The following is a 10503-nucleotide window of genomic DNA, read 5'->3' as shown; positions in this document are numbered from 1 at the left end:
CCCTGCGGCAGAATCTTTTCGTCGGCGGTCTGCACATGCGTGTGTGTGCCGACCACCGCCGAGACGCGTCCATCGAGGTAGTAGCCCAGCGCCTGCTTCTCCGAGGTTGCCTCGGCATGGAAGTCGACGAAAATGATCGGAGTCTTCTCGCGCAGCCGCTCCAATTCGGCATCGGCGGTGCGGAAGGGGCAGTCGATTTCCTTCATGAAGACCCGCCCCTGGAGATTCAACACGCCGACGGTGATCCCGGCCGGCGTCGTGCGCCAGACACTCCCCTTCCCCGCCGCGGCCGGCGGGTAGTTGGCCGGACGGAGCACATACGGCTCCTCGGTCAGCATTTCGCGGGCATCGGGACGGTCCCAGATGTGGTTGCCGGAGGTCTGGACATCGACGCCGTAGGTGAACAGCTTCTGCGACATTTCGCGCGTGATGCCATACCCGCCGGCGGCGTTCTCGACGTTGGCGATGACAAAGTCGATCGCGTGCTTCCGCTTGAATCCCCACAAAAGCTGCGAGACGATCCAGCGGCCGGGCCGTCCGGTGATATCGGCGATGAACATCAGGCGCATGGGGAATCCTGTCCTGTGGCGCTGGAAAAAGATTGTTTCGTCGGCCGAAGAGCGGCCTCCTCGCAATGACGATGGGGGCAGTGGGGCCGCATCCTAAAGATCAGCAGACAGGTCTCGCCATGTCGGGTTCTACCTGCGAAACAATTCCAATTCCCTTTTCCGCGAGTCGCCCTTGATCTGCTTTTCGCGGAGAATGGCTGCTTCGGCTCCCGGGCATACCTCTCAGTACACCAGTTTCGTCCGCCGGTATCGCCGCGTAAAGCCATTGACCACGCCATTCCTGTGCTGCCAGACTCTGCTCTTCAGATCGCTTGTCATGCCAGTGTAGATGACCGTGTTGTGGCCATTGGTCATCAATGTACACGCAGAACGCCTTCTCCACAGTCCCGACCTCCGTCATTGCGAGGAGGGAGCGCTTTTTGCGACCGACGAAGCAATCTTTTTACCACGCCGACCACGCGGCTATTTCGCGTAATCCACCGCCCGCGTCTCGCGGATCACCGTCACCTTGATCTGGCCGGGGTACTGCATCTCCTGCTGGATCTTCTTGGCGATGTCGTTGGCCAGCAGGTGCGCGCCGGCGTCGTCGACGTTCTCGTTTTCGACGATCACGCGCACTTCACGTCCGGCCTGGATCGCATACGACTTCGCCACGCCGGTGAACCCGTCGGCCAGTTCCTCCAGTTTCTCCAGGCGCTTGATGTAGCCTTCCAGCGGCTCGCGGCGAGCGCCGGGACGGGCCCCGGAGACCGCATCGGCGGCCATCACGATGATCGGATAGGGCGACTCGGGCGGGACATCGCCGTGGTGCGCTTCGACCGCGTTGATCACGATCGGATTCTCGTTATAGCGCTTGAGGAAGGCGACGCCGATCTCGACGTGGGTGCCTTCGGTCTCGCGGTCGATCGCCTTGCCGATGTCATGCAACAGACCGCAGCGCTTGGCCAGCATCGGATCCAGCCCCAGCTCGGCGGCGATCAGGCCGCAGAGCATCGAGACCTCGACGATGTGCGCCAGCACATTCTGGCCGTAGGAGGTGCGGTAATGCAGTTTGCCCAGAAGCCAGACGACGTCGCGGTGCAGGTCATGGATGCCGACATCGAAGCAGGCCTGCTCGCCCGCCTCGCGGATTTTGACCTCGATTTCCTTCTGGGTCTTCTCGACGATCTCTTCGATGCGCGCCGGATGAATGCGGCCGTCGCCGATCAGCTTTTCCAGCGACAGACGCGCCACCTCGCGGCGGACCGGATCGAAGGATGAGAGGATGACCGCCTCGGGGGTGTCATCGACGATGACGTCGACGCCGGTGGCGGTCTCAAACGAGCGGATGTTGCGTCCCTCGCGCCCGATGATGCGCCCCTTCATCTCATCGGAGGGCAGGTTGACCACCGAGACCGTGGTCTCGACGGTGTGCTCGCCGGCGCAGCGGTAGATGGCGCGGGTGATGATCTCGCGCGCCTCCTTGTCGGCGTTGCGTTCGGCCTCCTCGATGATCTCCTTGGCGCGGGTGGCGGCCTCGCGGCGCACCTGTTGCTCGAGGTTGTCCATGAGGAGCTGTTTGGCCTCGTCGGTGGTCATCCCGGCGATGCGCTCCAGTTGCTTGTTCTGGTCGGCGATCAGGTGCTCGAGTTCGCCTTCGCGGACCCGCAGGGCGCGCTCCTTGGTGACCAGGGCCTTTTCGCGGTTCTGGACATCGCGATCCTTGGTCTGGAGGACGTCGACCTTGCGGTTGATGGAGTCTTCGCGTTCCTGGAGTTTCTTTTCGGTTTTCTGCAGTTCGGTGCGTTTGACCTGCAGTTCGCGTTCGACTTCGACCTTCTGCTTGTAGAGCTCATCCTTGGCTTCGAGGATGGCTTCCTTCTTCTTGATCTCCGCTTCCTTCTCGGCTTCGCGCACGATCTGCCGCGCGATCTCGTCGGCGCGGGCGATCTTCGATTGCCCGACGCGCCGGGCGAGGATGTAGCCGAGCAGGGCGAAGACCGCGGCCACGATGGCCACGATCAATCCCAGTTCCCAAAGAGGGATCTGCATAGCGCCCTCCCAGGACCGTGCGATGACCGAGGACGGCCGGGGGCCGTCGGATGTCACTTCACTGGTCCGGTCTCAGTTGGCGGTGAGGGACAATCGAGACGGGGAATCGGTGGTCGATGCGACGGCGCCGGCGGCCAGCCGCGCCTCCAGCTTCTCGCGCAAAATCCGGGCGCGGGCCGAAAGCGACGCTGTCTGGCGTTCGGACTCACGCAGTGACGAGAACATCTCGTCCGTGATGTTCAACGCCGCCAGGATTGCGACTTTGGCGGTGGGCAGACTGGGCGACCGATCGGCGATCTTGCGCATCGCCCGGTCGACATGGTCCGCCACACGCGTCATATACTCCGTATCCGCTTCCCCCTCGGCGCGCAGTGGATATTCGTCGCCGAAGATGTTGACGCGGATGGTTTTGGAAGGCGTATCCACCGGCTATCTTAACCCTGAGTTGTGATTCCCATCTTCTTCCCGTACCGCGATTTATGTCAAAGTACTGCTCCTCCGCGTCCAAAGTTTCCCGCGCGAAGGCAGTTGTCAAGTCACAATTTCGCCGCGCTACAGCGATTTTTCGTGCTCGCGGATGATCTCAATCAGCTTCTGCAACCGCGCCTTGACCTCGGCCAGTCGGTCCGGGGACGGGGAGGCGCTCTGCACGATCCGGTTGGAGATCGATGCGACCCGGTTTTTTTCGGATTTCAGTTGTTCGGAGAGCAGGCCACGGTCGGCGCGGAGACGCTCGTTTTCCGCCTCGAGCGTCGCCAGACGCTCCATCGCCCGTTCAATCGATTTCTCTAATAGATCAAACTCGGAATGATCCATGTCCGACGCTGATGTCTCAGGTTGACCGATGGTGGTGCCGCCAGAGTGCCCGGTGTGAGGCGGCGTTCAAATGTACGCCGCAGCTTAATCTGATACTTTAAGCGAGTCAAGCGAATTAAAGAAAAACTTCAACAGGGAGGGCGCCGCGGCAGTGCGCGTGAGCACCGCCCGGCCGCGCGTCTCCCCTCGTTCGGCGGCTCCCGGGAGCGGACTCACCCACGAAGCGATGGACAGCCGGGAATGTTTGTCCTCCCAAAGATTGATTTCAATGGTCAGGAATCGGGAGGTCGGACATTCCTGTCTGACCTGCCATCGCCACGCGTACGCCGCTCCCGGGCTCCAGGGGGATGACATCCTGCGTGGTCGGACGGTCCTACTCGCGGAGTTTGGCGCCGAACTCGGAGGCGAGCGCGGCAACGATGGCGCGGTGGGCGTTGTCGGCTTCGTCGTCGGTCAGAGTGCGATCGGCGCGTCGATACACCAGCGCGAAGGCGACGTTCTTCTTCCCTTCCGGGATCGGCTTGCCGGTGTAGAGATCGAAGAGTTTCACCGACTCGATCAACTCGCCGCCAACACGACGGATCGCGTCCAGAAGAACGGCGACCGGTATGCCGGCATCGACGATCAGCGCCATGTCGCGATAGGCGGCCGGGAAGCGCGGCAGTTCACGATACTGCGGGACGCGGACATCGGCCGCGGCGATCAACGCCTCGACGTCCAATACCGCCGCCCACACCGGCGTCTTGATGTCGAAGTCGGCGCAGACGCGCGGTTCGACGCGTCCGATCTCGCCTAAGCGCTTCTCCCCCGCTTTGATGGCGAACGACTCCCCGGGCGCCAGCGGCACAACCGCTTCGACCGACAGGTCCATCGGAATGCGCAGGGCGGCCGACAGCGATTGCAACGCGCCTTTCAGGTCGAAGAAATCATAGGGACGCGGCTTGCCTTCCCAGCCGGAGGCGGGGGCATCGCCGGCCAGCGCCAGCGCCAGACGGCGTGTCTCGTTATAGGGTTCGGCGCCATGCCCCTTGGCGTAGGTATAGCCCAGCTCATAAATCGCGATCGAGTCGACCCGGCGGTTGAGATTGTGCGCCACCACCGTCAACAACGATCCGTACATGTCGGCGCGCATCACCGCCATGTCCGACGAGAGGGGATTGCGCAACGGCACGGGACGGGCGTTGGCGATGAGAATCTGCCGCGGATCGACCAGCGAGTTGCAGACAACCTGATTGAAGCCCAGCCCCTCGACCACGTCGCGCAGACGCGTCTCCCACTTCACTTTCGGATTGCGGTGGGTGGGCTGCATCCCGGCGGCCCGCTTGTTGAGCGGAATCCGCTCATAGCCGTAAACCCGCGCGACCTCTTCGGCCAGGTCGATCGGCTTGGTGACATCGGGTCGGAAGGTCGGCACGGTCACCACCGCGGTCTTGCCGGTCACCACCCCGAATTCGAGCGAGGCGAGGATGTCGACCATCTTCGGCGAGGCCAGGTTGGTGCCGAGGGTGCGGTTGATCCATTCCGATTCCAGCTCGAGTTTGAGCGGCGCGACCGGGCTGGGATAGACGTCGACAGCGCCGGTCAGCAGCTTGCCGCCGGTGAGCTTCGACAAGAGCGCCGCGGCGCGATCGAGGGCATAGATCACGCCATTGGGGTCGACACCGCGCTCAAACCGCTGAGAGGCGTCAGTGTTCAAATCGAGTTTCTTGCGCGCGCGGCGGATGCGCACGGGGTTGAAGCAGGCCGACTCGATCAGGAAATCGGCGGTGAGCGCCGAGACCTCGGAGATCTGGCCGCCCATGATCCCGCCGATGGCCACCGGGTTGCCGCCGTCGGTGATCATCACGGTCTTTTCCGGCAGTTTGCGCGGCTTGTCATCAAGGGTGATGAACTCCTCGCCGCCGACCGCGGCGTTGACCCGCACCTCGCCGGTCTGGAACTTGCTCCAGTCGAAGGCGTGCAGCGGCTGGCCGGTCTCCATCATGACGAAGTTGGTGACGTCGACGGCGTTGTTGATCGGACGCAGCCCGGCGCTGCGCAGACGGTGCTTGAGCCACCACGGTGACGGCCGCACGCGCCCGCCGGTCACCAGACGCCCGGCATACCGCCAGCACCCCTCCGGGTCCTCGATGGTGACGCGCAACCGCTTGTCGGCGGGCTCGCCGTTTTCCAGCAGATGGATCTCCGGCCGGCGGATGCGGCTGCCCACCAGCGCGCCCACTTCGCGGGCGATGCCGAAGACCGACAGACAGTCGCCGCGGTTGGGGGTCAGATCAAACGAGATGCTGGTGTCGTCCAGCTCCAGTTCCTGCCAGAGGTCGCGTCCCACGGTCTGCGTCTCGGGATCGAGGGCCATCACCCCCTCGTGATCGTCGGTCAACCCGAGTTCGCGTTCGGAGCAGACCACCCCCTCGGAGATGATGCTGCCGAAGGCGCGCGTGCCGACCGTCTCGGCGGCGCCGGGGAGAATGGCACCGACACGGGCATAGGCGACCAGCATGCCGTCCTTGATGTTCGGCGCGCCGGAAACAACGGTCTTCTTCGAAATGCCGTCGTCGACGGTCAGCACCCTGAGGTGAGCGTCGCCGGGGATGGTGTCGGTGTTGGTCACGCGCGCGACGACCACGCCATGGAAACGGGGAAAGACCGGTTCGAGCCCGTCGACGGCGGTGCCGATCCCGGTGAGACGGTCGGCCAGTTCGGCCGGTTCCCAGGGAATGGTGATGTAGTCGGAAAGCCAGCGATAACCGAGTTTCATCGCGAATCCTTCGATAGGTCCGATCGGTCCTGCGGGACCTACTAAAATTGCTTCAAGAAGCGCAGATCGTTCTCATAGAGCAGGCGGATGTCGTTGATGCCATGCTTGAGCATCGTCACCCGCTCGATGCCCATCCCGAACGCGTAGCCGGAAAAGACCTTCGGGTCGTAATCGACCGCGGCAAACACATTCGGATGAATCATCCCGGCGCCGAGAATCTCCAGCCAGCCCTCATGCTTGCACAGCGGACAGCCCTGGCCGCCGCAGAGGGTGCAGGAAATGTCGACCTCGGTGGAGGGCTCGGTGAACGGGAAGAAACTGGGCCGGAAGCGCAGCTTCACATCGGCGCCGAAATACTCCTGCGTGAAGGCCGCCAGCACCCCCTTCAGATCGGCAAAGGACACACCGGTGTCGACGAAGAACCCTTCGACCTGATGGAAGACGCAATAGGAGCGGGCGTTGACCGCCTCATTGCGATAGACCCGTCCGGGCGCCAGAATCCGCACCGGCGGACGGCGTTTTTCAAACGTGCGCACCTGCACCGGCGAGGTGTGGGTGCGCAGCAGGTATTCGTCGGACACAAAGAACGTGTCCTGCATGTCGCGCGCCGGGTGATCGGGCGGGAAATTGAGCGCGCCGAAGTTGTAATAGTCGGTCTCAATTTCGGGGCCGTCGGCGATCTCGAAACCCATTCCATAGAAGATCTCGATTACTTCCTCCATGGTGCGGGTGATGAGGTGACGGACGCCGCGCGGCTGGGGACGTCCCGGCAGCGTGAAATCATAGCGCGGCACGGCCACCGCGGCAGCGTGGCCATCGGCGCTTTCGAACAGTTGCGCCAGGGCGTCGCGCACCTGATTGGCGAGTGCGCCGACCTGACGGCGCTCCTCTTCGGGCAGGTCCTTGAGACCGCGCAGGATTTCGTTGAGCCGGCTTTTCTTGCCCAGATAGCGGACTTTCATCTGGGCGCGCTCGGCCGGCGAGGCCTTGTCCCATTCGGCGCGCGCGACGGCCTCCAGCTCGCGCAGTTGATCGGTCATGCTCATCGGTTGTCCGTTCGCTACGGTCCCGCCCCGGGGGCCGGGGCGCAGTCCCAACGATCATGCATTCGGGCCGCCGACGGAATCAGAAACATGCGTGTCGGCGCAAAACAAAAAACCCGCCGGAGGCGGGTTTTCGGCACGCTTCCCCGCGGGGAGGCGGTGTTGACACTCGCTAACGTCCGCCGCCCGCGGTGCGCGCCAGCGCGGCGAAACCATCCGGGTCGGTGGCGGCCATGTGGGCCAGCACCTTGCGGTCCAGTTCGATCCCGGCCTTCTTGAGGCCGTCCATGAAACGGGCATAGGTGAGCCCGAGCCCGCGCGCGGCGGCGTTGATCCGGACAATCCAGAGATTGCGCATCGTTCGCTTGAGGTTGCGCCGGTCGCGGTATTGGTACTGCCAGCCCTTCTCGACGGTCATCCGGGCGGTGCGATACTGCTTGCGCCGTCCGCCAAAGTTCCCCTTGGCTTCATCGAGGTACTTCTTGCGGCGCCGATGGGCGGCGACATTGTTCGTTGCGCGTGACACTTGTGAGTCTCCCTAAACGGACGATTCCGGCCTCAGGCCCCATACGGCAACAGACACTTGACGCGTCCCTCATCGGTCTTGTCGACATAAGCGGTCTTGCGCAGCTGGCGCTGGCGCTTGGGCGACTTGGAGCCGGAGAGGTGGCCGCGGTAGGCCTTGGCGCGCTTGAACTTGCCCGAGGCGGTGCGCTTGAAGCGCTTGGCGGCCGAACGATTGGTCTTCATCTTTGGCATGTTGCCTATCCCTCTTTGGCCATTTGGCCAAGACTCGCAAATATATGCCCTGCAAGGCCTCTGTCAACATCAAATAATCGAGAAAAACACTCAGGCGGCCGGTTGCTCGGCGGCCCCGGAGGGCGCCGGTGCGGCGGCGCCCGCGGGCTTGCCGGCGGCGGCCGGCTTCTCTCCGGGCTTTTCGTCGGCCTTGGGTTTGACCGCCCCCTTCTTGGGGTTGATGATGAGCGACATGTGCCGCCCTTCCATGCGTACCGACGGTTCCGGCTGGCCGACATCGGCCAGCATTTCCTTGATCCGCTCCAGGATCCGGTAACCGAACTCGGTGTGGGTCATCTCGCGGCCGCGGAACTCCACATAGGCGCGGACCTTGTGTCCCTCGATCAGAAACTCGCGCAACTTGGCCGTCTTGAAATTGATGTCATGCTCGTCGATTTTCGGCCGGTAACGCATCTCTTTGAGCTGCGTGCTCGTCTGACGCTTTTTGGCTTTCTTGGCGTTCTTCGATTCGTCGTACAGGTACTTACCGTAATCGAGGATGCGGCAGACCGGCGGACGGGCGTCAGGGGAAATCTCGACTAAGTCCAAGCCTTGGTCTTCGGCGAGCTTGAGCGCATCCTTGGTCACCATGATGCCCAACTGGGCGCCATCGGGACCGATCACCCGCACTTGCGGGAACCGGATGCGACGGTTGATACGAGTCTGCGGCTGGCGTGGCGCGGCGATAGGGCGTACCTCCCCGGGCAGAGCCCGGACACGGGTTTAGGGTTCGGCGCGACGGGTGTAGTCGGCCGGTTTATCCTGGCTTTTGATCAATTCGACGAATTGCGCGATCGGTTGCACACCCAGGTCCATCCCGCCATGGGCGCGGACGGCGACCATTCCCGATTGCGCTTCTTTTTCTCCGACAACGAGCATATACGGAACTTTGTTGGTTTCCGCTTCGCGGATTTTCATGCCGATCTTTTCCGGCCGCAGGTCGGCGCGCACCCGCACCCCCTTGGCCTTCAGCTCGGTCTCGAGGGCGGCGGCGTAATCGGCCACCTTCTCGCTGACCGTCAGGATGATCGCCTGTTCGGGCGCCAGCCAGACGGGGAAGTTGCCGGTGTAGTGCTCGATCAAGATGCCGAAGAAACGCTCCAGCGATCCCATCAGGGCGCGGTGGACCATGACCGGACGGTGCCGGGCGCCGTCGGCGCCGACGTAGTGCAGATCGAACCGTTCGGGAAGATTGAAATCAAACTGGATGGTCCCGCACTGCCAGCGGCGGCCGATGGCGTCGCGGACATGCATGTCGATCTTGGGGCCGTAGAAGGCCCCGCCCCCCTCGTCGATCTGGTAGGACTGGCCGCGCGATTCGAGGGCGCGTTTCAGCGATTCCTGCGCCAACAGCCAGTCCTTCTCGTCGCCGATCGCCTTTTCCGGGCGGGTGGAGAGGAAGACATCGATGTCGGTGAAGCCGAAGGCGGCGTAGATCGAAAAACAAAAGTCGACGGTCCGCGCGATTTCCGCCTCCACCTGGTCGCGGCGGCAGAAGATGTGCGCATCATCCTGGGTGAAGCCGCGCACGCGCAGAAGCCCGTGCAGCACGCCGCCGCGCTCGAAGCGGTAAACCGTTCCCAACTCCGCCCAGCGCAACGGCAGATCGCGGTAGCTGCGCACATCCGACTGGTAGATCAGGATGTGGAACGGGCAGTTCATCGGCTTGAGTTGATGCGGGTTGTTCTCCACATCGAAGGGCGGAAACATGCTGTCAGCATAGAAGCCGGTGTGCCCGGAGATTTCCCAGAGACGCAGACGCGCCACATGGGGCGAATAGACCAGCTCGTAGCCCGACTCCTGATGCCGGCGGTACCAGAATTCTTCGATGATGCGGCGGATGAAGGCCCCGCGCGGATGCCACAGCACCAGCCCGGCGCCGGAGTCCTCCTGGATCGAGAACAGTTTCAGTTGCTTGCCCAGGCGACGGTGGTCGCGCTTTTCGGCCTCCTCGCGGCGCTTGAGGAACTCATCGAGGGCCTTCTTGTCCGGATAGGAGACGGCGTAAATGCGCTGCAATTGCCGGTTGTCCTCGGGGTTGCCGAAGTAGGCGCCGGCGACATTGAGCAGCTTGAAGGCCTTGATCCGTCCGGTACTGGGCACGTGCGGCCCGCGGCACAAATCGAGAAAGCGCGAGGAGGTGTAGTAGCTGACCTGCTCGCCGGCCTCATGGATCTTCTGCAGGATTTCGAGCTTGTACGGCTCGTTCATCCGGCGGAAGAGCGAACGCGCCTCTTCCGGGGAACACTCGTGCCGGACAAAGGGGGCATCCTCGGCGGCGATTTCCGCCATGCGCTTTTCGAACTTCTCGAGGTCCTCTGGCGTGAACGGACGCGGCGGATCGAAGTCGTAGTAAAACCCCTCCTCGATCGGCGGGCCGATGGCGTACCGGGCGCCGGGGACGAGGTCGCACACGGCCTGAGCCATCACGTGGGCGGCGGAGTGGCGGAGGACCGTGAGCCCGTCGGGATCCTCCGGCCCCACCGGG

General features: G+C 63.3%; 11 protein-coding genes. All 11 read right to left on the bottom strand.

Annotation, left to right across the window (positions count from 1 at the left end):
* Positions 1–569 (bottom strand): TIGR00282 family metallophosphoesterase (locus VNN55_07050; protein ID HWO57307.1); only part of this gene is annotated, 569 nt, incomplete at its 3' end.
* A gap of 222 nt (positions 570–791) precedes the next feature.
* Positions 792–923 carry a GIY-YIG nuclease family protein gene (locus tag VNN55_07045; protein HWO57306.1) on the bottom strand — a complete coding sequence of 44 codons (132 nt, stop codon included), beginning with the start codon at positions 921–923 and terminating at the stop codon, positions 792–794.
* A gap of 108 nt (positions 924–1031) precedes the next feature.
* On the bottom strand, positions 1032–2600 hold the full coding sequence (gene rny / locus VNN55_07040; GenBank protein HWO57305.1) for a ribonuclease Y: 1569 nt from the start codon (positions 2598–2600) through the stop codon (positions 1032–1034).
* Between the two features lie 72 nt (positions 2601–2672).
* Positions 2673–3026, bottom strand: coding sequence for a cell division protein ZapA (locus VNN55_07035; protein HWO57304.1), 354 nt, complete (start codon positions 3024–3026; stop codon positions 2673–2675).
* A gap of 126 nt (positions 3027–3152) precedes the next feature.
* The gene (locus VNN55_07030; protein HWO57303.1) at positions 3153–3416 is read right to left on the bottom strand and encodes a hypothetical protein; all 264 of its coding nucleotides are present in this window, start codon (positions 3414–3416) and stop codon (positions 3153–3155) included.
* A 373-nt stretch (positions 3417–3789) separates the two neighbouring features.
* Positions 3790–6174, bottom strand: coding sequence for a phenylalanine--tRNA ligase subunit beta (gene pheT, locus VNN55_07025; protein HWO57302.1), 2385 nt, complete (start codon positions 6172–6174; stop codon positions 3790–3792).
* 41 nt (positions 6175–6215) lie between these two features.
* The gene (gene pheS / locus VNN55_07020; GenBank protein ID HWO57301.1) at positions 6216–7214 is read right to left on the bottom strand and encodes a phenylalanine--tRNA ligase subunit alpha; all 999 of its coding nucleotides are present in this window, start codon (positions 7212–7214) and stop codon (positions 6216–6218) included.
* 175 nt (positions 7215–7389) lie between these two features.
* Positions 7390–7743 carry a 50S ribosomal protein L20 gene (gene rplT / locus VNN55_07015; protein HWO57300.1) on the bottom strand — a complete coding sequence of 118 codons (354 nt, stop codon included), beginning with the start codon at positions 7741–7743 and terminating at the stop codon, positions 7390–7392.
* Between the two features lie 32 nt (positions 7744–7775).
* The gene (rpmI, locus tag VNN55_07010; protein ID HWO57299.1) at positions 7776–7976 is read right to left on the bottom strand and encodes a 50S ribosomal protein L35; all 201 of its coding nucleotides are present in this window, start codon (positions 7974–7976) and stop codon (positions 7776–7778) included.
* Positions 7977–8066: 90 nt separating this feature from the next.
* Positions 8067–8672, bottom strand: coding sequence for a translation initiation factor IF-3 (infC, locus tag VNN55_07005; protein ID HWO57298.1), 606 nt, complete (start codon positions 8670–8672; stop codon positions 8067–8069).
* Between the two features lie 66 nt (positions 8673–8738).
* Positions 8739–10503, bottom strand: a 1765-nt coding sequence (thrS, locus tag VNN55_07000) for a threonine--tRNA ligase (protein ID HWO57297.1), incomplete at its 5' end; no start/stop codon positions are given.

The sequence above is a fragment of the bacterium genome (assembly GCA_035559435.1).
Taxonomy (GTDB): domain Bacteria; phylum Zixibacteria; class MSB-5A5; order WJJR01; family WJJR01; genus JACQFV01.
This window is presented reverse-complemented; position numbering and strand designations above follow the sequence as displayed.